The organism is Microbacterium sp. zg.Y909 (assembly GCF_024626565.1).
The window spans coordinates 1-20,457 of sequence record NZ_JANJFJ010000044.1 but is presented as its reverse complement, the minus strand read 5'-3'; the positions used below and the strand labels follow the sequence as shown (position 1 = coordinate 20,457).

The 20,457-nt window shown below is 67.3% G+C and carries 23 protein-coding genes and 1 pseudogene; 19 read left to right on the top strand and 5 right to left on the bottom strand.

The features are described from left to right. The 4 genes from NQ160_RS05690 to NQ160_RS24970 all read left to right on the top strand — a co-directional run. Positions 1 to 414: ribonucleotide-diphosphate reductase subunit beta (locus NQ160_RS05690; protein ID WP_257513481.1), on the top strand; the 414-nt coding region annotated here is incomplete at its 5' end. A 137-nt stretch (positions 415 to 551) separates the two neighbouring features. After that, complete coding sequence (locus tag NQ160_RS05685) at positions 552 to 818, top strand: hypothetical protein (protein ID WP_257514262.1); 267 nt, start codon at positions 552 to 554, stop codon at positions 816 to 818. A gap of 91 nt (positions 819 to 909) precedes the next feature. After that, on the top strand, positions 910 to 1,701 hold the full coding sequence (locus NQ160_RS05680; RefSeq protein WP_257514261.1) for a hypothetical protein: 792 nt from the start codon (positions 910 to 912) through the stop codon (positions 1,699 to 1,701). Continuing rightward, positions 1,659 to 1,868 carry a zinc-ribbon domain-containing protein gene (locus NQ160_RS24970; protein ID WP_374113632.1) on the top strand — a complete coding sequence of 70 codons (210 nt, stop codon included), beginning with the start codon at positions 1,659 to 1,661 and terminating at the stop codon, positions 1,866 to 1,868. The genes NQ160_RS05680 and NQ160_RS24970 overlap by 43 nt, the downstream gene beginning before the upstream one ends. A 48-nt stretch (positions 1,869 to 1,916) precedes the next feature. Here the strand turns inward: NQ160_RS24970 and NQ160_RS05675 are convergent, their stop codons facing one another. Both NQ160_RS05675 and NQ160_RS05670 read right to left on the bottom strand, forming a co-directional pair. Beyond that, positions 1,917 to 3,035, bottom strand: a complete 1,119-nt coding sequence (locus tag NQ160_RS05675) for a GTP pyrophosphokinase (RefSeq protein WP_257514260.1) — start codon at positions 3,033 to 3,035, stop codon at positions 1,917 to 1,919. A 453-nt stretch (positions 3,036 to 3,488) separates the two neighbouring features. Next, positions 3,489 to 4,031 (bottom strand): hypothetical protein, encoded by a 543-nt coding sequence (locus NQ160_RS05670; protein WP_257514259.1) that lies wholly within the window; start codon positions 4,029 to 4,031, stop codon positions 3,489 to 3,491. A 252-nt stretch (positions 4,032 to 4,283) separates the two neighbouring features. On the opposite strand from NQ160_RS05670, the gene NQ160_RS05665 reads away from it, so the two are divergent. Beyond that, positions 4,284 to 5,450 (top strand): IS30 family transposase, encoded by a 1,167-nt coding sequence (locus NQ160_RS05665; protein ID WP_441338262.1) that lies wholly within the window; start codon positions 4,284 to 4,286, stop codon positions 5,448 to 5,450. A 181-nt stretch (positions 5,451 to 5,631) separates the two neighbouring features. Here NQ160_RS05665 and NQ160_RS05660 read toward each other — a convergent pair whose 3' ends face one another. Continuing rightward, on the bottom strand, positions 5,632 to 6,477 hold the full coding sequence (locus NQ160_RS05660) for an AbiJ-NTD4 domain-containing protein (protein WP_257514258.1): 846 nt from the start codon (positions 6,475 to 6,477) through the stop codon (positions 5,632 to 5,634). A gap of 1,883 nt (positions 6,478 to 8,360) precedes the next feature. On the opposite strand from NQ160_RS05660, the gene NQ160_RS05655 reads away from it, so the two are divergent. From NQ160_RS05655 to NQ160_RS05635, 5 genes and pseudogenes are all read left to right on the top strand, one after another. Continuing rightward, positions 8,361 to 9,338 (top strand): acetylxylan esterase, encoded by a 978-nt coding sequence (locus tag NQ160_RS05655; protein WP_257514257.1) that lies wholly within the window; start codon positions 8,361 to 8,363, stop codon positions 9,336 to 9,338. A gap of 340 nt (positions 9,339 to 9,678) precedes the next feature. Then, positions 9,679 to 11,199, top strand: a complete 1,521-nt coding sequence (locus tag NQ160_RS05650) for an ATP-dependent DNA ligase (RefSeq protein WP_257514256.1) — start codon at positions 9,679 to 9,681, stop codon at positions 11,197 to 11,199. Between the two features lie 457 nt (positions 11,200 to 11,656). Beyond that, complete coding sequence (locus NQ160_RS05645; protein WP_257514255.1) at positions 11,657 to 12,040, top strand: cupin domain-containing protein; 384 nt, start codon at positions 11,657 to 11,659, stop codon at positions 12,038 to 12,040. Between the two features lie 10 nt (positions 12,041 to 12,050). Continuing rightward, positions 12,051 to 12,341 carry a DUF4287 domain-containing protein gene (locus NQ160_RS05640; protein WP_257514254.1) on the top strand — a complete coding sequence of 97 codons (291 nt, stop codon included), beginning with the start codon at positions 12,051 to 12,053 and terminating at the stop codon, positions 12,339 to 12,341. Positions 12,342 to 12,413: 72 nt separating this feature from the next. Then, a pseudogene (locus tag NQ160_RS05635) lies at positions 12,414 to 12,695 on the top strand (ATP-dependent DNA ligase); the annotation flags it as partial. On the opposite strand, the gene NQ160_RS05630 reads toward NQ160_RS05635, so the two are convergent. Then, positions 12,683 to 13,837 carry a serine hydrolase domain-containing protein gene (locus NQ160_RS05630; RefSeq protein ID WP_257514253.1) on the bottom strand — a complete coding sequence of 385 codons (1,155 nt, stop codon included), beginning with the start codon at positions 13,835 to 13,837 and terminating at the stop codon, positions 12,683 to 12,685. The pseudogene NQ160_RS05635 and the gene NQ160_RS05630 overlap by 13 nt on opposite strands. 77 nt (positions 13,838 to 13,914) lie before the next feature. Then, positions 13,915 to 14,580 (bottom strand): SDR family NAD(P)-dependent oxidoreductase, encoded by a 666-nt coding sequence (locus NQ160_RS05625; protein WP_257514251.1) that lies wholly within the window; start codon positions 14,578 to 14,580, stop codon positions 13,915 to 13,917. 161 nt (positions 14,581 to 14,741) lie between these two features. Here NQ160_RS05625 and NQ160_RS05620 point away from each other — a divergent pair, with 161 nt between their 5' ends. The 9 genes from NQ160_RS05620 to NQ160_RS05580 all read left to right on the top strand — a co-directional run bounded on the left by NQ160_RS05620 (position 14,742) and on the right by NQ160_RS05580 (position 20,368). Continuing rightward, positions 14,742 to 15,002: a hypothetical protein gene (locus tag NQ160_RS05620; protein ID WP_257514250.1), complete on the top strand. Its 261-nt coding sequence runs from the start codon at positions 14,742 to 14,744 to the stop codon at positions 15,000 to 15,002. Positions 15,003 to 15,080: 78 nt separating this feature from the next. Continuing rightward, positions 15,081 to 15,413: a DUF7882 family protein gene (locus NQ160_RS05615; protein WP_257514249.1), complete on the top strand. Its 333-nt coding sequence runs from the start codon at positions 15,081 to 15,083 to the stop codon at positions 15,411 to 15,413. A gap of 214 nt (positions 15,414 to 15,627) precedes the next feature. Beyond that, entirely contained in the window at positions 15,628 to 15,777 is a 150-nt protein-coding gene (locus NQ160_RS05610; RefSeq protein WP_257513407.1) for a hypothetical protein, read from the top strand. A gap of 72 nt (positions 15,778 to 15,849) precedes the next feature. Then, entirely contained in the window at positions 15,850 to 16,287 is a 438-nt protein-coding gene (locus NQ160_RS05605) for a MarR family winged helix-turn-helix transcriptional regulator (RefSeq protein WP_257514248.1), read from the top strand. Between the two features lie 9 nt (positions 16,288 to 16,296). Further along, positions 16,297 to 16,758, top strand: coding sequence for a DUF3817 domain-containing protein (locus NQ160_RS05600; RefSeq protein WP_257514247.1), 462 nt, complete (start codon positions 16,297 to 16,299; stop codon positions 16,756 to 16,758). A 31-nt stretch (positions 16,759 to 16,789) separates the two neighbouring features. Further along, positions 16,790 to 17,197 carry a hypothetical protein gene (locus NQ160_RS05595; RefSeq protein WP_257514246.1) on the top strand — a complete coding sequence of 136 codons (408 nt, stop codon included), beginning with the start codon at positions 16,790 to 16,792 and terminating at the stop codon, positions 17,195 to 17,197. Between the two features lies 1 nt (position 17,198). After that, positions 17,199 to 17,966 carry an LLM class flavin-dependent oxidoreductase gene (locus NQ160_RS05590; RefSeq protein ID WP_257514245.1) on the top strand — a complete coding sequence of 256 codons (768 nt, stop codon included), beginning with the start codon at positions 17,199 to 17,201 and terminating at the stop codon, positions 17,964 to 17,966. 76 nt (positions 17,967 to 18,042) lie between these two features. Next, complete coding sequence (locus NQ160_RS05585) at positions 18,043 to 18,795, top strand: DUF1684 domain-containing protein (protein WP_257514244.1); 753 nt, start codon at positions 18,043 to 18,045, stop codon at positions 18,793 to 18,795. A gap of 58 nt (positions 18,796 to 18,853) precedes the next feature. Next, entirely contained in the window at positions 18,854 to 20,368 is a 1,515-nt protein-coding gene (locus NQ160_RS05580; RefSeq protein ID WP_257514243.1) for an ABC transporter substrate-binding protein, read from the top strand. Positions 20,369 to 20,457: the final 89 nt, after the last annotated feature.

Here is a 20,457-nt window from a genome sequence, read left to right as displayed (position 1 = left end):
GACCTCATCCGCCTCATCATCCGTGACGAGGCCGTGCACGGCTACTACATCGGCTACAAGTTCCAGAAGGGGCTCGAGAAGATCTCGCAGGCCGAGCGCGACGAGATCAAGGACTACACCTTCTCGCTGCTGTACGAGCTCTACGACAACGAGGTGCAGTACACGCAGGACCTCTATGACGGCGTCGGCCTGACCGAGGACGTCAAGAAATTCCTGCACTACAACGCCAACAAGGCGCTGATGAACCTCGGCTATGAGGCGATGTTCCCGGCAACCACCACGAACGTGAACCCCGCGATCCTGTCGGCGCTGTCGCCCAACGCCGACGAGAACCACGACTTCTTCAGCGGCTCGGGCTCGTCGTACGTCATCGGCAAGGCCGTCGCGACCGAGGACGACGACTGGGACTTCTGAACGGTTGTGTGAGGCGTCACGGTAGTTGGCGCAGCACCCCATTGAAGTTGGCACGCGTCAAACTACTTGGCACCGAATTGCGCAGTGGCGCATGAAATGACTGGACTCGCGTCGACCGGTTCCATAGGAGAGATCCTGTGGCTAACCGGCGGCGCGAGTCGCCGTTTGAGCTGACGGAGTCGTGGCCGGACGCACCGTCGTCGGATTCGGCGGGCGAGACGGCCCGGCAGTTCGTGCTGAATCTTCGATCCGCACTGGGCGAACGAAGTGTTCGGGCGGTTGCCGAACATGCTGTCCTCGACGAGGCGACGGTTCGCCGGGTGTTGTCGGGTGCCGCATGGCCGGACCTGCGCACGGTCGCTCGTCTCGAAGAAGCGCTCGGTACCCGGCTCTATCCGCGGTGATCAAACCTGTCCGTATCGCCGCCGGAGCCGCCTTCCGCAGCGGCGCCAGCAATAGAAGAGTCGCGGCCAGACCCTGAGGGTGGGAGCGGCTATGTTCAGGATCGTGAATGGGTGGACTGATGTTTGGACGTGGGTAAACGCCAATGCCTTGGTCGCTGGTCTGCTTGCAACTGTCGTCGGCGGGCTGGCGGTCGCGGCCATCCTGAAGCTGCTGTCCTTCGTGCCAAAGATCGGGCCGCGGGCTCAGCGCATTTCGCGCTGGCTGTGGGCGTGGCGACCTCTAACTCACCGCCGGTTTGAGCGGGAGAGGGCGCGCATATTGGACAATGCGCGCGGCTATACCGACCTGCGTATCGCGGCAGTCGCAGATGCGCTCGGCGAGGGGATGCTCGAGTTGCGGCCCAAAGTTCGAGAACTCGAGAAGGACCGCGCTGCTCTCAAACAACGGCTTGAGGAACCTCAGACTTCGGCTTCGCTCCCGACTCCAATCACGCCCCGACTGGCGCCTCGGTGGCGTCTGCAATTTCACGGCGGTGATCTGCTTTACGATCACACCTACGTCCTCGCCAACTTGGTCCCGGGCAGCGCGGCGTATCGGGTGAGACTCGAGAACGCCCCCAAGAGTGGTGGGCGGTTCGAGTTCAAGAGCGCTGCAGCTTGGACTGATCTCTCGGGAGAGCGTGAAGTGACCTTCGTCGGCGAGATCACGCACACCAACGAAGACAACCATTTCTCCCTTCAATTGGAATGGTTCGACGAGTACGACAATTACGCCTCTCAGGTCTTCCCGTTACCCGGACCCAAGGAGCTTGATGGCCTCAGCCAAGATGACACAACGACATGGCGACCACCCACCCGCGCCTCGCCGCCGAGTTCCACATGACGCGAAACGGCGGCCTGACGCCGACGGACGTTGTCGCTGGAACGTCCAAGCGCCTGTGGTGGAAGTGTGCGTGCGGCAACGAATGGCCGGCGACCGGTGATTCGCGGGCGAACAAGGGGCGTAGCTGCGGCCGATGCAAACGCCTCTCGGTTGTTGGCCCGCGCTGACCGCTCCCGGGGACGGACTCCTTGGCTAGCGGCGGGACCACCTGCTCACTAGTCGATGCCGAAAGCTGCGTCGTGGATGCGCCGGAAAGTCGACCGGGTCTCGGGATCATCCAGATCGTGGATGTTCGTTAGGTCCAGCTCGCCGTAGGGCGTTCCAAGCTGTCGATGAAGGTAGAGGTAGAACAAACTGATGCCCGGCGGCAAGACCTTCCAGCGGCCGTTCTCGCCGACTCCCTCGGGTCTCTCATCCTCGTCCCAGTCACGACGGCCAGGGTGATTGAACCAGTTCACCGCGAACGCGACCAAGGAGTCGAAGTCTGCGTCGACGGCTTCGATCACCTCGTCAATTCTTTCGAAGCCGACATCCACCAACTCCTCGGCGCGAGCGTCTGCGTACCGGCGTGAAACATGATTCTCAATCTTCGCGCCGATGCCTTCGGCTATGGCTTGGTCCGCACTGGACACAGCGTTCCCTGAGGTCACAAGTGCACGAATTGAATCCCGATCAATCGGCAGGTCACGATTCGCGCCGTCAGCGATGAGAGAGTCAACTCTGTTCACGTGAGCGGCGACCTCTGCGGACACCGCGTCAAACTCCGAATCCGCCAGATCAAGTAGCCCGGCGAGGCGGGCGAACCGCCGCCGGATGTGGGCGGGAATACCCGATGTCGACTTGTAGCCGAGGTCGTGCTCGATTTCGGCCCAGGCGTGCTGAAGAATTGATCGGACTTGGATTTCGAAGAACACAGCGTTGTAAGGCGTCCACTCAGCAAGGTTCGCGCGATTAGCGCTCGTCTTCGCGACGAGATGGTACGAGAGGTACCCGAACCGGTCGGGGTCGAGGCCCGTCTGCTTGTCGAGTGAGCGGCTCTCATCAACTTCAAAGTTGATGCGGAGTACGTTCACCACGCGGTCGACGTCGCTCGAGAGGTACGTGATGACTCGAACCCCGAGCATGTCGTGCAGGTCACCATACGACGCGTACTTGGTCGGATCAGCTTCGATCTTCTTCCGTGCACTCGTCTCGGACTTCACCCTGTGGGAGACGTTCAGAACAGTTATTCCAGCGTTGGCGATCAGTTCGCGAATGAGCGACTCGATTTTGATGCCGAGCACCTTGACGAGTTCGGCCCGCCCGCCGTAACCATCGTCCCTGGCTTGAGTCATGCCATCACCGTATTGCAGAGGGGATCCACGTGCCGCCTGCTTCGCCTCGTTCGCGAGCCCCCTCCGGCCCGCAATTGGATGGGAGGCCGCAGGACGACTCCGTTGATCTGGCGGTGGGCATGGCTCAGGTTCTTGGACTGAATCAGCGTGACGCAATCAGGGCTCGCAGCGTGCGATCCGTCGTATCCTGCGCTGTCTCGCGCCGCGTGGCCGGACGGGGAGCACTTTCTGCCCGAGCAGGCACGCGGTCGGCGCGTCCATGATCTGCCCTAATCGCGTTCTTTGGGTCTCCTGGCCGGAAGGCCTGACAAGCCAGTCGCTTCGCCGGGGTCGTCGCTCCGACCAGCGGGCAGACAGCCACCCCTCATCTGCGCCGTGACGGCGTACCCCCCCCGCCCGTCAGCGTGAAGAGACGGCGTACGTCGGCCCTGGCGTGACGGGGGGAAGCACTCGCTACCACTCCAGGCTTCGCGCCCATTCGATCATGCTACGAACGGTCCAGCTCGTTTTCTGATCGAACTCTTGGCCGTCTGCAGTCACGAAGGTCACAGACACATGTCGCCATGACGAAGCGAGAGCATGCCATCCGCGAGGAGGGTAGCTGCGTAGATCGCGTATGAGGCCCGTTACCCCGAGCTTGACGACCATGCGGTCCCTCGCGCTTATTCGTTCTCCGCCGTCGAACCATAACGAGTAGCCGCGAGAGCCCGTGGTGGGAACGAAGAGCCTGATCCCCTCCAGGGTTACGTCGCTCCCGCCTTGATTGTGGACAGTCAGAATCGCCGTCGCTTTCCGCCGCCGGCGAGGCACGAGTAGCGGGCGCCCGTAATTGTCCCGGCCGACCTGCTCGTGGAAGACCTCAGGGTCGGCATTCAGCGTCATCTTGTGGGCTCGGAGCCTCGGCCGCTCGCTCTGCTGCTTCCGCATGCTCACGCTGAGCGACACAGCCGCGATCACGATTGCCACTGCTGGCGTCCACCACAGCACGTCCGTCACACGCGTACCCTATCCAAGGGATGACAAATCATTGCCGTGTCCTGTGCGCCAGCAGGCCTAGGAGCGCGCGAGGATCGTTCGGTGCTTCTTCCGCTACCCTCGCCGGTGAGGGTTGCCTCCAGCCGCGACCGCGAGGCGACCGAACATCATCGAGCGCCGCCGGACGGCGCTTTACGATCCTCATCGCCATCCATCACGACGGCGCCCGCTCAACCCTCCTTGGGTTCTTGCGGTGGTCGCAACACTTACTGAATGGAGAGTGTTGTGGCGGAGTTGGCGTTGAGGTTCCGGCTCGATGCGGTGCAGCAGGCGTGGGACGGTTTCCAGGCCGGGCTGTTCGCGAGTGAGGTCGGCGATCAGATTGGGGTGGACCGCACGACGGCGAAACGGATGCTCGTCGCTGCCGGTGGCGTCCGGCCGCGACGCGGACGGGACCTGCAGGGCCGGTATCTGTCGTTCGTCGAGCGGGAAGAGATCGCGGTCGGCGTCGCGAGGGGCGAGTCGGTGCGGGCGATCGCGAGGCGACTCGGACGCGCGCCGTCGACGGTGTCTCGGGAACTGTCCCGGAACGCCGTGCGTGGCCGGTATCGGGCGTCGATGGCGCAGATGACGGCGATGGGGCGGGCGGTGAGGCCTAAGCCGGCGAAGCTGGCGACCAACCAGCGGCTGCGTGCGAGAGTGGAGCAGGACCTGGCTAAGCGTCGATCGCCGGAGCAGATCGCCGGCCGGCTGAGGCGAGAGTTCCCCGATGATCCAGAGATGCAGGTGAGCGTGGAGACGATCTACCAGTCGCTCTACGTGCAGTCGCGGGGCGCGTTGAAGCAGGAGCTGACCCGGTATCTGCGCACCGGGAGAGGGTTGCGTCATCCCAGTCGGAAGGTCGGGCAGCGCAAGAACCGGATCCCGAACATGGTCAACATCTCGGAGCGTCCGTCGACGGCGAGTGATCGTGCCGTTCCGGGAAGTTGGGAAGGCGATCTGATCATCGGCGCGGGGAACTTGTCTGCGATTGGCACGCTCGTAGAACGGCATTCGAACTTCACGATGCTCGTCCACCTCCCCGACGGCTACAAGCCCGACCAAGTCGCCCCCGCGCTGAGCCGGAAGATCCAGCAGCTCCCGGTGCAGCTGCGCGGCGCACTGACCTGGGATCAAGGACCGGAGATGCGCGACTGGGAGAAGGTCCGCATCGACACCGGCATCGAGGTGTTCTTCTGCGACCCGCACTCACCGTGGCAGCGCGGCATCAACGAGAACACGAACGGGCTGCTGCGGCAGTACTTCCCGAAAGGCACCAGCCTCGACGGGTTCACCGAAGGCCAGCTCGACGCCGTCGCTCGTGAACTCAACGACCGACCCCGCAAGCGGCTCGAGTTCCAAACCCCGAATGAGATCATCAAATCGGTCCTGTTGCGATGACCGCTTGAATCCGCCCCTCCTTCAGCGCGAGGCGGCTATCGAGCGGTTCAAGAAAGGCAGCGACCTCCTCTGGCCGAAGCTGGGCGCTTGAGTCAACTGCGACCAACCGTTGCTGGCTATCGTGACGCCGCACATTCGGCCACGTCGCTGGTCATCACTGTTCGTCCGCGCACTCGTAGAGTCATACAATTCCGCCCTTACGAGCAGCCTCGATGAGGTAGGACACGAAGGCGGAGCAGGTGATCAACACGTACTTCGCGAGCGCTTGGTCCGCGTTGGCTGCCTCCAAGCCTCCGTGTCGAATCCCGTCTTCGTCGGAGGTCCACGCATACATCTTCACCCAGGCAGCTCTCAATGCCGGGTGAAGCGAGAGATCGCCCCGTTCTAGCCTTGCGAGGCCAGGTCCTAGCATGTTTTCCCCGGTCAACTTCCGCACGACCGCTTCGACAGCGGAAATCGACTCCTTGATCGAATTCGGGTAGTCGGGCGTACTTCGGTCAGCGAGGAGTTCCACGGCGCGGTCCAACGCGTGCCGCGCCCCCGCGATCTCTTCGGTATCGAACAGAGCCGACTGGATGGCCTCCGACTCGGCCGTCGAGTCGACTGGTGTGATCTCGTGACCGATGAAGCGGTACCCGACAAGTTGTGACTCGAAGAGGTCATTCAGCGCCTTCACGAACACGTTCTTGAGGGGTTCGGCGGTACTGCTACCGTACCGATCCCAGCGCTTGATCAGAAGCTCAAGGAGGTCGAAAACCTCGTGCCACTTGTGTTCGAATATCGCGTCTTTCACACGCATCCACACGATCTGATCGCGCGGCATCTCGTCTCGTACCTCTTCCAGGTAGCCAAGCCATAGCGCTTCGAGGAGATGCCGTTCTGTCAGATCGTTGTATAGACTCTCGAACCCCTCGGGGAGGAGAGCCACGAGGTTCCAGAGCTTGCGACGTGTCTCCTCGTCTAGGTCCTCGCGTTGAACGATGGACCGTACTTCTTTGTACCCATGTCGTTCCGAGAATGAATTCACGGTGCCAGGCTACTGAGGACTTGCCCGGGCGCACCACACGGCGACTCGGCACCTGATCCGCGTGGTGCGAGAGTGGCGTTCGGAGATAGCGCAGCATTTGCGCGTGTTCACGAGCCCGCTGAAGGACCTGCGGCTGGATGCCCCGGGCCCCCACCTCCGAGGACCCGCTACTGCGAGGGGTTGCTAGTTCACCGCGTCGACGGGAGGCGGGGCGTAGTACGCCGAGTCCTCACTGCCATAGCTGTAACCGCAAGCCTGCATCGCTTTGTGCAGATCTGAGCCGGATAGGCCGAAGACGAGCTTGAGCTCATCAAGTGTCCAGTAGGACCGCTCGCAAATCGCTTGCCGCAACTCTTCCGGCATGCCCCACGGATCTCCGTTGTGTACCCACGACTGAGCCAGGGCGCGCGACTCGCGGTGCTTACGCTTCCGCAACGCCCTCGACATTCGGACGCCCAACTCCACGCCGCCATACGCGCTTAGGAGCGCCTCTCCCATCGGCAGAAGGTCTTCCAAGAGCCAGAGGGTGAGAGGCTCCGTGCCATCGCCGCCGGTACCTCCCAGCTGGAGTCTGACCGCTTGATCGTCAGGGCCGATTAGTAGGCGGAGCTCAGCCAGGGTTGTTTCCCACGGGACCTGGAAAACGTTGATCCCCGTGGCAACGAGCGGGCCATCGCCCTCCCGACTCGGCCACAGTGAGACGTTGCTGTGTGCCGCGCTACTGATCTGAGAGGGGTGAAAAGAAGCGTCATGCGCTCGGAGGGCTTGGTAAATCGTGGCCGCTGCCGGATCGCTCGGGTTGCCCGCGAAACTCAGATACTCCCCGTCTGGATATCGGAGGGCAAGCCGGAATTGGAGTGCCTCTGAACTAGCTCGCATGCCGGGATTGTACGGCCCCGTTGCTCAGCGGCCGCGGACGTACTGCACGGGCGGCAGGGCTGAACCAACACTTTTGTGCCGCCGACCGATGACTTGGTTGTGCGATTGGACAATACCTGCCCGACTACCTAAACGGGCGGATCGCCGACTACGGTGAGCCTCTTCCACTTTCGGGCAGCGCCACACGGGGGAATCGCGCACCAGCACCGGCTCGAGCTGCACAGGGCGGCGACGTCTACCGGTTCCCCGAGCAGGCCGCCTTCCTCACCGCCTCGACTGCTGACCGGCGCGGTGTCAGGCCGAGGTGAGGGAGGACGGCCGGCTCTGCACCTCCGATGACGTCTTAGCTCGGCGAGCGTCGGTGCGGCGGTTAGGTTTCGTCAGGATTGAAGCGGACGAGGCCCGGAGGCTGATCTCCGTGTCGCGGAGCGACGAGCCCCGACCGCCCGGGCGCCGAGATTGCTTCCGCACCGTGCCAACTACTGTGACGGATCGGACGACTGGAGCCGGCTGACGCTTCAGCGGAGCCTTGAGCCAACTCTGTCGCAACCGTGCCAACTACCGTGACGCCGCACAGGTTGTGTGAGGCGTCACGGTAGTTGGCGCAGCACCCCATTGAAGTTGGCACGCGTCAAAACTACTTGGCACCGATTGCGCAGTGGCGCATGAAATGACTGGACTCGCGTCGACCGGTTCCACAGGAGCGATCCTGTGGCTAACCGGCGGCGCGAGTCGCCGTTTGAGCTGAGAGAGTCGTGGCCGGACGCACCGTCGTCGGCTTCGGCGGGGGAGACGGCTCGGCAGTTCGGGCTCAGTCTCCGATCCGCCCTGGGTGAGCGAAGTGTTCGCGCGGTCGCCGAGCAGGCCGGCCTCGACGAGGCGACTGTCGGCGGTGTAGAACAACGTTCTCTTGCCTGGCGTGCTGACGTGGAGGGCCGTGACGGCCGACGCCGACGTGGCTAGGCTCGACGCACGCCGCCGATGGCGTCACCGGAGGGATCGCCGTGCCACGCTTCGACCTGCCCGAATCCGAGCTGCGGACCTATCGGCCCGAGGTTCGCGAACCCGCCGACTTCGAGGACTTCTGGGAGCGCACGCTGACCGAAGCGCGGGCGGTCGGCGACGCCCCCGTGCTCACCCCCGTCGCCACGCCGCTGCGGCACATCGAGGTGCACGACCTCGTCTTCCCAGGCTTCGGCGGCGACCCGATCCGCGCCTGGTACCTCCGCCCGGCGGGCGTCGCGGGGCGCCTGCCTGCGGTCGTCGAGTTCCTCGGCTACGGCGGCGGACGCGGCCTGCCGCACGAGCGCCTCGCGTGGGCGGCATCCGGTCGTGCGCACATCGTCATGGACACGCGCGGGCAGGGCGCTACATGGGGCGGCGGCGGGGACACGGCCGATCCGCACGGCACCGGTCCCAGCGTGCCGGGCCTCATGACCCGGGGCATCGAGGATGCCGAGGACTACTACTTCCGCCGGCTCATCACCGACGCCGTCCGCTGCGTGGACGCGGCGCTCGGCCTCGACGGCGTCGACCCGGACCGGGTCGCCATCACGGGCATCAGTCAGGGCGGCGGGCTCACCGTCGCGGTGAGCGGCCTGCACCCGCGGCTGGTCGCCGCGATGCCGGACGTGCCCTTTCTCTGCCACTTCGAGCGCGCGGTGGGGATGACCGACACGGACCCCTACGCCGAGATCGTGCGATATCTCGCCGTACACCGGCGCAGTGGTGATGCCGAGCGGGTGTTCAACACGCTCTCGTACGTCGACGGCGTCAACTTCGCGCGGCGGTCCTCCGTGCCGGCGCTGTACTCCACGGCGATCCTCGACGACACCTGCCCGCCGTCGACGGTGTTCGCCGCTTTCAACCACCTCGCCACCGCAGACCGCCGCATCGACGTCTACGGCTTCAACCGGCACGAGGGCGGCGAGGTCTACCGGTTCCCCGCGCAGGCCGACTTCCTCGCCGCCCTCGGCTGCTGACCGGCGCGGTCTCAGGCGCAGGTGGGGGAGGACGGCCGGCTCTGCACCTCCGATAGACGCCTTAGCTCGGCGAACGTCGGTGCGGCGGCTACGACTGGAGCCGGCCGGCGCTTCAGCCGAGTCTTCAGCCACCTGCGTCGCAACCGTGCCAACTACCGTGACGCCGCACAGTCCCTTCGTCTGACCACTGTGCGGCGCCCGGCGGCGACCTCGTGAGGTGTCGCCGGGCTTTCGTTTCGCGGGCAGACGAGCGGAGCGGGCGTCGGACGCGGATGTTCAGCGTCGCGAATCCCGGTGAGCAGCCGCGAACGACGCCAGGCTGCGGTGGCAGACTGACCGCATGCTGCTCGCCGAGCTCGTCGACACCGCCGATGCCGTGACGGCCACGCGCTCGCGGAAGGCGAAGGTCGATGCGCTCGCCGCGCTGCTGCGCCGGCTCGAGGCCGACGAACTCGCCCCGGCACTAGGGCTGCTGCTGGGTAAGCCGCGCCAGGGACGCCTCGGCGTCGGGTGGCGCGGTCTCGCCTCGACGACGGTCGAGCCGGCGGGCGATTCGACCCTGGCGATCGCCGACGTCGACGCCGCACTGGACCTGCTAGCGGCGGCATCCGGCCCCGGATCGGCGGCGCGTCGCTCCACCGCGCTCGCCGGGATGCTCGGCCGCGCCACCGCGGGGGAGCAGGACTTCCTGCGCAGAGCACTTCTGGGGGAGATGCGCACCGGCGCACTCGAGGGAGTGGTCACCGATGCGATCGCCGAGGCCGCCGACCGGCCTCTCACCGCGGTGCGGCGCGCGGCCATGCTCTCGGGTGACCTCGGTGAGACCGCGCGCATCGCGCTGTACGGCACCGAGGCCGACCTGGAGCAGACAGGCCTGGTCGTCGGACGTGCCGTGCTCCCCATGCTCGCCAGCACTGCCGCCACGGCTGCGGAGGCGCTGGCGACGGTTGGCGAGGCATCCGTGGAGTACAAGCTCGACGGCGCGCGCATCCAGGTGCACCGCAGCGGCGACGACGTGCGCATCTTCACACGCAACCTCGCCGACATCACCCAGCGCCTTCCCGAGATCGTCGACATCGTGCGGGCGATGCCGGTGCGCGACGTCGTGCTCGACGGCGAGACCCTCGCTCTCGACGAGAACGAGTCGCCGCGCCCGTTCCAGGAGACGATGGCCCGGTTCGGCGCCGAGGCGGCGCGCGAACTCGTGCTGCATCCGTGGTTCTTCGATGTACTGCACCTGGACGGTCGGGACCTGATCGATGAGCCGCTGCGCGCCCGCATGGCCGCGCTTGCCCGGATCGCGCCGGCTCATCGTGTGCGCGGCGAGGTCACATCGGATCCCGAGGTCGCCGAACGGGTGAGCCGCGATGCCCTCGCCGCCGGCCACGAGGGCGTCGTCGTCAAGGCGATCGACTCGACCTATGCAGCCGGCCGACGTGGGTCGAGCTGGATCAAGGTCAAGCCGGTCCACACGTTCGACCTCGTCGTGCTCGCCGTCGAGGAGGGATCGGGGCGCCGCGCGGGCATGCTCTCGAACCTGCATCTCGGCGCCCTGGACCCCGAGGGTGAGTTCGGCGAGCCCGGCGGGTTCGTCATGGTCGGCAAGACCTTCAAAGGGCTGACGGATGCCACGCTGCGCTGGCAGACCGAGTACTTTCCGACGATCGCGACACGCCGCACCCCGAACACCGTGTGGGTCGAACCGGTCACAGTGGTCGAGATCGCGATCGACGGCGTGCAACGCTCACCGCGTTATCCCGGGGGCATCGCGCTGCGGTTCGCTCGCGTGAAGGCATACCGCGACGACAAGCTCACCGAGGATGCCGACACGATCCAGACGCTGCGCGGGCTCTTGCGGTAGCCGGGCGGGGGCGCGGGGTCGGTCGCCCCGCCCGGATGGTTCCGTCCGCGACGCCGGGCAGCCGCGCAGAGAACAGGCGCGGATCGCGGCGTTCACCGTCCGGCGTGCGCCGCGGCGGGGTTCATCGCTGGTTCGCCGGGGAGAACCGAGTCGATCGGGTCCGAGACCCGGGGACGGAGGCCGCGCGCGAAACCGAGGAACTGCCCGACCGACGCCGCAGGTGTCAGTCGCGCGGCGGCAGCTGCTGGAGCGTCCCGGTGTTGCCGTCCGGGTCGTCGAAGGTCACGAAGCGGGACCTGGTCGTGATCGGGGGTGAAGCCGATCCTCGTCTAGAACTCCTTCGCGCGGTCGACGTCCGTCGCCGGCACGAAGATGAGCTGAATCTTCCCGTCCATGGCTTGGGCCGGTGAGGCGGGTGTGCCACCCTCGGAGCAGCGACGACGCACCGGGAGGGACGATGGACGAGGTTGTGGAACCGATCCCCGCCGACGCGCTGCGAATCGGCAGCGGCCGCACCCGCCGGTTCGTCGGGCGCGAGCACGGCGCGGGCCTGTCGTACTTCTTCGTCGACAACGACCCCGGTCAGGGCCCGGAGCTGCACCGGCATCCGTACACCGAGACCTGGATCGTGCTCGAGGGCGAGGCTGACGTGACGATCGGCGATCGCGTCATGCGCGCGACGGCGGGTGACACCGTCACAGCGCCGCTGTGGACCTGGCATCGCTTCGTCAACTCCGGCACGTCGCGGCTGCGGATCGTCTGCATGCACGCGTCGCCGGTGATCATCCAGGAGTGGTGGGATTCCCGCGGCACGCTCGACATCCCCTCGCTGACCGACTGAAGGAGCGCACATGTCTTTCCAGGCGTACCTCGACGCTGTCGAGAAGAAGACCGGGCTCACCCCGCGCCAGCTGGTGGAGATCGCCGCGGAGAAGGGTTTCGATTCGTCGACCCCTGCCGCTCCGATCGTGCAGTGGCTGGCCGAGGACTACGGCGTCGGCCGTGGCCACGCCATGGCGATGGTCCACGTCATCACGAAGGGGCCCCAGATCAGCGCGAAGCACGTCGGCAGCGGCACCACGCACACCGACCCCACCGACATGCTGTGGCTCGACGGAGCGGCGACGAACCCGCATCCGTGAGGCTGCGGATCAGAAGCGGGCCGAGAACCCGCCGTCGGCGTGCAGCAGCTGCCCGGTCACCCAGCGGCCCTCGGGCTGACCGATGCCACGCTGCGCTGGCAGACCGAGCACTTCCCGACTATCGAAACCCACCGCACCTCCGGCACGGTGTGGGTCGAGCCGGTGACGGTCGTCGAGATCGCGATCGACGGCGTGCAGCGTTCGCCCCGCTATCCCGGAGGGATCGCGCTGCGCTTCGGGCGGGTGAAGGCCTATCGCGACGACAAGCGCGCCGACGATGCCGACACGATCCAGACGCTGCGCGGCCTGCTGCGGTGGCCGGGGCGCGCGTGCGGAGCGCGTCAGAAGTCCTGAGCCGCGAGGTGGAGCAGGAGGGCGATGTTCTCGTCAGTCGCGTTGACCGCAGGGTCGGTCGTCGTGCCGTAGGCCGGATTGGCGGAGAGCTTCACGATGGTCGTCTTCGTCGTGGGATCGACGAAGATGAACTGGTTGTACACCCCGATGGCGCTGAAGGCGCCGTGGTCGTTGGTCGGCAGCCACCACTGGTAGCCGTAGCCCATGTGCGGGTCCTCGCCCGGCTCGGCCATGCGCTCCGGCGAGCACTGCGGCGCTGTGACCCGCGTGGAGTCGCGGACCCACTCCTCGGAGACCACCCGAGCGCCGTCCCACTCGCCGCCGAGTCGGTAGAGCTCGCCGAGCCGGGCGAAGTCGCGCGCGGTGAGGTTCAGTCCGCCGGCCGCCATCTCGACCCCGAACGCGTCGATCGCCCAGTACCCCGGCTGCTCGGCGCCGAGGGGGTCCATGAGCTTCTCCTGCATGAGGTCGCCGATGCTGCGCCCGCTGACGGCGCGCAGCAGCATCCCGAGCGCGAGGGTGTCGCCGGAGTTGTAGCGGCAGAGCGTCCCCGGCTCGAACTCCCGGGTCATGTGGGAGACGAAGGCATCCAGCCCTTCCCCCTCCGGCCGCATCGCCGGCATGAACTTCGCGACATCGGACTCCGGGTTGCTGTAGTCCTCGTTCCAGCGCGCGCCCGACGACATGAGGAGGACGTCGCGGATCGAGACTCCGTCATAGGCGGACCCCGGTTCGACAGCGATGTGGTCCGAGATCGGCGCGCCGATGTCGGGGATCGTGCCGTCGTCCACGAGCATCCCGACGAGGGCCGAGACGAAGCTCTTGGCGACCGACATCGATATCCACTGCACCTCGGGTCCGCCGGTGTGCCAGTAGTGCTCGTACCGGATCTCGCCGTCACGCAGGATGAGCAGTGCCGCGGAGCCCGTGCGCTCGAGCATCTCCGCGACGGGGCGATGCTCACCGCCGAAAGGGAACGACCCCGGCAGTTCGACCGCCGCTCCGGCCGGCCATGGCCGCGGGCGCCGCGACGGCTCCATCCTCTGCACCGGGATGAGGTCCTTGAAGTGGGCGAAGTTCTCCAGCTGCGGAGCGCCGGTGAACAGCCTCAGGTCGCCGAGGGTCTTCGGGGCAGTGGCCATGGTTCCTCCCGCACGTGTGGCAGACGGCAGGACTCTACGCGGCAATGCCGGCCCCGCACAGGGAGGAGCGCTGTCACTCAGAAGCGGGCCGAGAACCCGCCGTCGGCGTGCAGCAGCTGCCCGGTCACCCAGCGGCCCTCGGGCGACAGCAGGAACGCGACCACGCCGCCGATGTCGCGGGGCGTGCCCATGCGCCCGAGCGGGTGCATCCCGGTGAGGGCGGTGCGCGTCTCGTCGTCCATCCAGCCGGTGTCGATCGGGCCCGGGTTGACGACGTTCGCCGAGATGCCGCGGGGACCCAGCTCGCGGGCCGCGGAGATGACGATGCGGTCGAGGGCCGCTTTGGAGGCTCCGTAGGGGAGGTTGCCGGTGGTGTGGTCGCTCGTGAACGCGACGATCGCGCCGCCCGTCGGTGGTGCCTGCCGGGCGAACGCGGCGATCAGCAGCAGGCTCGCGCGGGCATTGACCGCGACGTGACGGTCGAAGCTGTCGGCGGTGGTGTCGAGGATGCCGGATTCGATGTCGTGTGCGTGGCTGAGGATCAGGGCGTCGATGGGCCCGTGGCCGCCTCGCACGGCTTCGATCAGGGCAGCGGGGGAGGCGGGGTCAGACAGGTCCGCTGGGTAGTCCCCGGCGGTGAGGTCGCTCGTGGCCACGTGCCAGCCGTCGGCGACGAGGCGCGGTGCGACACCGGCGGCGATGCTGTTCGCGCGCGCGGCGCCGGTGAGCAGGGCGAGGGGCATGGTCCGATGCTAGGGCCGCGGGGGCGGAGACCTTCGCGGCGCGGGCCGTTGTCGATGGATGAGGGCGCGACCGTTCGAGTCGCTGGACGTGCCGCGGCGCAAGCCCTTCATCGCTCTTGGGCCGGTCACGTAGTATGGGGCGCGTGACGGAGATGCAGACGATGGTTCGAACCGAAGTGCGGATCAACGGAGAGGGTTATCTCCTGGCGCAGGGTGAGGATCTCAACGAACTCCGACGTCAAATGGAGAGCGCCTCTCGCGACGGCGGCCGGTTCGTGGATTTCACGGTGGTGGGCAACCGTTCGGTTGCGGTGCTGGTCTCACCCCGCACCGAGGTCGTCATCGCCGAGGAGACGGTGCAGTTCGACCCTCGTGACACAGGGGACGACGAAGACCCGTTCGGTGGGTTCTTCGACCTGTGAGGGCGGGCCGCGTTCGCAGCGGCTCATCAGGACACAGATAGACCTCGTGCGCCGCCGCGCGCTAGACCGGAGGCCCCGATGGGGAAGTTCACCTACAACTCACAGACCAGCGCGACCTTCGATGATCGGCTGCTGGCCCACCTGCAGGTCGTGATGGGTGCGAAACTCCGTCGCTCCGAGGGGTTCTTCTTCACCTGGAAGGACGACGCGAGCCTGGGGAGCGGCCGGACCTCGCTGTGGATCCACCCGGGGGCATCGTTGACGTTCAAGTTCAGCGGCAGCCGCCAGCCCCGCATCAACCGTGCCTGGATCGACGCACTCGCCGCGACGGCGAACTCGCCGCGTGGCCTGTATGCGGTTCCCGAGCCGCAGGGATCGGAGAGCGACGTCGAGCCGGTCCTGCTGGGTTGACCCGGCCGCCGAGGGCCGATGGATCCGTTCTCGGCGACGAAGGCCCGGCTCTGCGGCATCGGAATTCCTGCTCTCCGCGCGTGAAGAGACCGTCTGCGGGCGGTTGCGGCCGTCACCGCGGCACGGCAGATGAACGACCCACGCGGCGCGTCCGCGGGGCCGCTCCGTGTCAAGTCGTTGCATCCTTCCGCCGCCGTGCGCTCTGATGGACCGCATGGATGACGACCGCAGCCTGCCGCCGATCACCCCCGGCCCGGAGCCCGACACGACCGATGCCGCCGAGCCCGACGACGTCGACGCGCCGCTGGATGCCGAAGACGCGCCGCCGATGGTGGACGGCGACGGCCAGATCGTCGGGAACTGACGCGCGTCTGTGTGCGGGAACCGCCGCGCGGCGTCGATAGCATCGAGTGTCGGTGCGAATGAAGGAGGAGACGTGACGGGCGCTGAGCGACCTCCCTTCAGTCCTGTCATCTCCCTGCTGACGGTGTCGTCGATCTGGGACGGGCGCCTGGGTACCGCGCTGAAGACCGTCGGTCTGACGACCCGCAAGTACGCACTCCTCGCGCACATCGGTGCCGAGCCGGGCATCTCGTTCAGCGAGCTGGCGCGACGCAGCCAGATCACCGTGCAGACCGCCCACACGGCGGTGCGCGCCCTCGCCGCCGACGACATGGTGACCGACGCCACCGCGCATGCCGGTGCCGCTTCCGATCTGCGCGTCACGGCCAAGGGCCAGCGCGCTCTGGCCGCAGCCGAGGCGCTGCTGGCGTCGCTGGACGCAGAGTTCACCGCGGAGCTGCCGTCGCTGACCGGCGCGCTGCAGGGGCTGCATGAAAACCCGTTCAGCGGCCAGACAGCTTCCTTCAGATAGCCTGAAGGTATGTTCCGCACGCCGCTGACGCTCTTCCGCACGCTTGCGATCGCCGAGGCGGTGTCGTGGACGCTGCTCATCGCCGGACTGATCCTGCGGGCCACGCTGGGACTGGACATCGCCACGACGATCGGCGGGAGCATTCATGGATTCGTCTTCCTCTCCTACGGGGCGACGGCGATCCTGGTGGCCAAGAACAACCGCTGGGCGCCCGGCCCCACCGCCGTGGCCGTCATCTCCGCAGTGATCCCGTACGCGACGATCCCGGTGGAGATCTGGCTGAACCGGACCGGCCGACTCAACGGCCAGTGGCGACTGGAGGAGACCGGCGACCCCCGCGAACGCGCGTGGCACGACCGGCTGCTGCGTGCGCTGCTGCGCCGGCCGTTGCTGTTCGGACTGGCCCTGCTGGCCGCGGTGATCGTGGCGTTCACCGTGCTGCTGATCATCGGACCTCCCGGCGGGCGCTGAGTTCAGCGCCGGCGGATGCCAGGATGGGGGCGTGTCGACGCCGATCCTCCGCACCGCCGCCCGTTGGGCGCTGGCGGGCCTGCTCGCCGCGGCGGGCCTCGCGCACCTGTTCTGGCTGCGACGCGGTTTCCGCATCGCCGTGCCGGACTGGGCGACACGGCTGCTGCGCACCGACAAGGACATGATCGTCGTGGCATCCGGCGCCGCCGAGCTGCTGCTGGGCACGGCACTGGTCGCCCTGCCTCGCGAGCGACGGCGCGTCGGCGTTGCCGTGGCGGCATTCTTCGTCGCCGTGTTCCCGGGGAACGTCCACCAGTGGCGCACCCGCCGGCCTGCCCCGGGCCTGCGCACCGACCGGGCGCGCCTGCTGCGACTGCTGCTGCAGCCGGTGCTCGTGGCGTGGGCGCTGTGGGCGACCGCGCCACAGGAGAGGAGCTGACATGCTGTCGATCGGCATCGCCGCCGCCGCAGGACCCGAGGTCGCGGCGCGACTGGCGCCCGTGCTCGAGCGGGGCGGCTTCCACGCGCTGTGGGTCAACGACACTCCGCACGCCGATGCGCTCGAGGTGCTGGCGGCTGCTGCCGCGGTGACCGAGCACCTGGTGCTGGCCACCGGCGTGCTTCCCGTGGACCGTCGTGCGGCCCCCGAGATCGCCGCGACGGTGACCAGGCTCGGACTGCCGCAGGAGCGACTGGTGCTCGGCATCGGGTCGGGACAGCTGCGCGCGGGGGCGCTGGACGCCGTCGGCCGCGCCGCGGAGGCGCTGCGGGAGACCACCGGGGCGCGTGTCGTCGTCGGGGCGCTGGGCCCCCGCATGCGGCGGCTCGGCGCGCGGACGGCGGACGGCCTGCTGCTGAGCTGGCTCGATCCCGAAACGGCCGCGCGGCAGACGATCGCCGCCCACGCGGACGCGGCCCACGCCCACGTCGCGCTGTACGTGCGCGCCTCCGTCGACCCCGCCGCGGATGCGCGGCTGCGCGCCGAGACCGACCGCTACGCCGGGTTCCCGAGCTACGCCGCGAACTTCGCGCGGCTCGGGCTGGCGCCGCACGCGACCGTCATCGACAGCGCGGCGGACCTCGGGAGCGCGGTGGCGGCGTACGAGTCCGTCGTGGACGAGGTCGTGCTGCGGGCGGTCACCTCCGCCGACGGTCCCGAGGCGTACGTCGCGTTCGCCGAGCACGTCGCCCGCGCGACGTCGGAATAGCCCGATCGCGCAATCTGCCTCACGGAAACACGCGGAAACGGAATTTCTGAAGGGTGACCGCGTTTGGTTACCTGTCATGGTGAGCACTGAAACGATTCCAACCGCGCCCGACGCCTACGCCCAGTGGGCGCGCGAGCGTCGAGAGACCGTCACCGCCCCGCAGGGCGCCCTCTCGCTCGTGCTCACGCACTGGTCCGCTCCCGGTGAGCCCCCGGTCGATGAGGCCGTCGCCCGCGAGGGCCACCCGGCTACGGCGCTGTTCACCCGGCTGCAGCGCACCGACATCGACACCGGACTGCCGCAGGAGGGCTACCGCATCTGGCGGCAGGATTCTCCTGCGCAGCAGGCCTTCGAGGACATCGAGCGCTACCCGTACGACCCGGCCTGGGTGCTCGAGGGGCGCTTCGAACTCGTCGACGAGCAGCGCGTCGTGCCGTTCGAGCACATCAAGGATGCCGGCGCCACCCGTGGCCTGCCGGTGTCGGGAGACCTCGTGTTCAGCGTCGACGGCACCGAGTACCGCCTGAACGCGTTCGACACCGTCTACGGCGGCACCGCCAAGCTGCAGCTCGTCTTCGGCGACCGCACCAACGGCGCCGAGACGTACGGTGCCGGGCGCTTTCTGTTCCTCGACCGGCCTGCCGAATCACGCGACCTGCGCCCCGGCGACAGCGTCGCCCTGACGGTCGACTTCAACCGCGCGACCGTGCCGCCGTGCGGGTTCTCAAACCAGATGAACTGTCCGCTGCCTCCGGTGCAGAACCGGCTGCCGTTCGCGGTGCGTGCCGGGGAGAAGCGCGTGCGCTTCGCCGACGGCTTCACCCTCTGAGCGACTTCCCCCCAATTCGGCAGTTCTTGCCGTCGCCCCCCACAGCAAAGGATCCGACGTGACCTCACGCCGCCTCACCCGATATCTCGCCGCGCCCGCGATGGCATCCGCAGCCCTCCTCGTGCTCGCCGGCTGCGCCTCCGGCGACACCTCGTCGTCGGGATCGGGCCAGCCCGACGCCGCGGCCGAGATCGTCATCGGCTCGCAGAACGAGCCCACGAACCTCGACCAGATCTTCGGCGGCTCCTCCGGGGTCACCGAGGTCTTCACCGGCAACGTGTACGAAGGCCTCTTCCGCATCACCGACGACGCCGAGGTCGAGCCGCTCCTGGCTGCCGAGACCGAGGTGTCCGACGACGGCCTCGTGTACACCTTCACCCTCGCCGACGCCGCCTTCCACTCCGGCGACCCGCTGACCGCCGACGACGTCAAGTACAGCCTCGAGCGCTTCGTGGGCGAGGATTCCATCGCCGCCCGCAAGAACCAGCTGAAGGTCATCGACACCGTCGAGGTCGTCGACGAGACCACCGTCGCGGTCACCCTGAGCCAGCCGTCGATCAGCTTCACGTACAACCTCGGCTACGTCTGGATCGTCAACGACGAAGCGGGGGAGCTGACCACCAGCGCCGACGGCACCGGGCCTTACGCCCTGGCCGACTACCGCAAGGGCGACTCGATCACCCTCGAGGTCAACGACGACTACTGGGGTGACGCACCCGCGAACGGCGGCGTCGTCTACCAGTACTACGCCGACCCGACCGCGCTGAACAACGCGCTGCTGACCGGCGCCGTCGACCTCGTCACGAGCCAGTCGAACCCCGACAGCCTCGCCGAGTTCGAATCGGCCGGCTTCCAGATCATCGAGGGCACCTCGACGACGAAGGAGCTGCTGGGTCTGAACACCCGGATCGCACCCTTCAACGATGCTGCCGTGCGCAAGGCGCTGTACTCCGCGATCGACCGCGAGAAGCTGCTCGACGCCATCTGGGACGGTCGCGGCGAGCTGATCGGCTCGATGGTGCCGCCGTCGGAGCCGTGGTACCTCGACCTCGCCGACAACAACCCGTACGACCCGGCCCTCGCCGAGCAGCTGCTCGCCGACGCCGGCTACGCCGACGGGTTCACCTTCACGATCGACACCCCCGACTCGGGCGTGCACTCCACGGTCGCGGAGTTCCTCAAGTCCGAGCTGGCGAAGGTCGGCGTGACGGTGGAGATCAACATCATCACCGACGACGAGTGGTACCAGAAGGTCTACACGGACAAGAACTTCGAGGCGACCCTGCAGGGCCACGTCAACGACCGTGACATCAACTTCTATGGCAACCCCGACTTCTACTGGGGCTATGACAACGCCGACGTGCAGACGTGGCTGGCTCAGTCCGAGGCGGCATCCACCGTCGAGGAGCAGACCGAGCTGATCGCGAAGGCGAACCAGCAGATCTCCGACGACGCCGCGAGCGTGTGGCTCTACCTCAACCCGCAGCTGCGCATCGCGGCGGAGGGTGTGAGCGGCGTGCCGGAGAATGGACTGAACTCTCTGTTCTACGTGTACGACATCACGAAGGCGTAGCGATCACCCGGTACCTGCTTCGACGGACAGGATTGCTGCTGCTGGCGTTCGCGCTGGCGGTGACGATCCTGTTCGTCGTGCTCCGGGTG

Coding starts and splice junctions, on each gene's coding strand:
- NQ160_RS05620 (WP_257514250.1), top strand. CDS start 14,742: ATGGTTCGAACCGAAGTGCGGATCAACGGAGAGGGTTATCTCCTGGCG.
- NQ160_RS05610 (WP_257513407.1), top strand. CDS start 15,628: ATGGATGACGACCGCAGCCTGCCGCCGATCACCCCCGGCCCGGAGCCC.
- NQ160_RS05650 (WP_257514256.1), top strand. CDS start 9,679: ATGCTGCTCGCCGAGCTCGTCGACACCGCCGATGCCGTGACGGCCACG.
- NQ160_RS05675 (WP_257514260.1), bottom strand. CDS start 3,035: ATGACTCAAGCCAGGGACGATGGTTACGGCGGGCGGGCCGAACTCGTC.
- NQ160_RS05640 (WP_257514254.1), top strand. CDS start 12,051: ATGTCTTTCCAGGCGTACCTCGACGCTGTCGAGAAGAAGACCGGGCTC.
- NQ160_RS24970 (WP_374113632.1), top strand. CDS start 1,659: ATGGCGACCACCCACCCGCGCCTCGCCGCCGAGTTCCACATGACGCGA.
- NQ160_RS05615 (WP_257514249.1), top strand. CDS start 15,081: ATGGGGAAGTTCACCTACAACTCACAGACCAGCGCGACCTTCGATGAT.
- NQ160_RS05585 (WP_257514244.1), top strand. CDS start 18,043: ATGGTGAGCACTGAAACGATTCCAACCGCGCCCGACGCCTACGCCCAG.
- NQ160_RS05590 (WP_257514245.1), top strand. CDS start 17,199: ATGCTGTCGATCGGCATCGCCGCCGCCGCAGGACCCGAGGTCGCGGCG.
- NQ160_RS05665 (WP_441338262.1), top strand. CDS start 4,284: ATGGAGAGTGTTGTGGCGGAGTTGGCGTTGAGGTTCCGGCTCGATGCG.
- NQ160_RS05630 (WP_257514253.1), bottom strand. CDS start 13,837: ATGGCCACTGCCCCGAAGACCCTCGGCGACCTGAGGCTGTTCACCGGC.
- NQ160_RS05600 (WP_257514247.1), top strand. CDS start 16,297: ATGTTCCGCACGCCGCTGACGCTCTTCCGCACGCTTGCGATCGCCGAG.
- NQ160_RS05645 (WP_257514255.1), top strand. CDS start 11,657: ATGGACGAGGTTGTGGAACCGATCCCCGCCGACGCGCTGCGAATCGGC.
- NQ160_RS05625 (WP_257514251.1), bottom strand. CDS start 14,580: ATGCCCCTCGCCCTGCTCACCGGCGCCGCGCGCGCGAACAGCATCGCC.
- NQ160_RS05680 (WP_257514261.1), top strand. CDS start 910: ATGTTCAGGATCGTGAATGGGTGGACTGATGTTTGGACGTGGGTAAAC.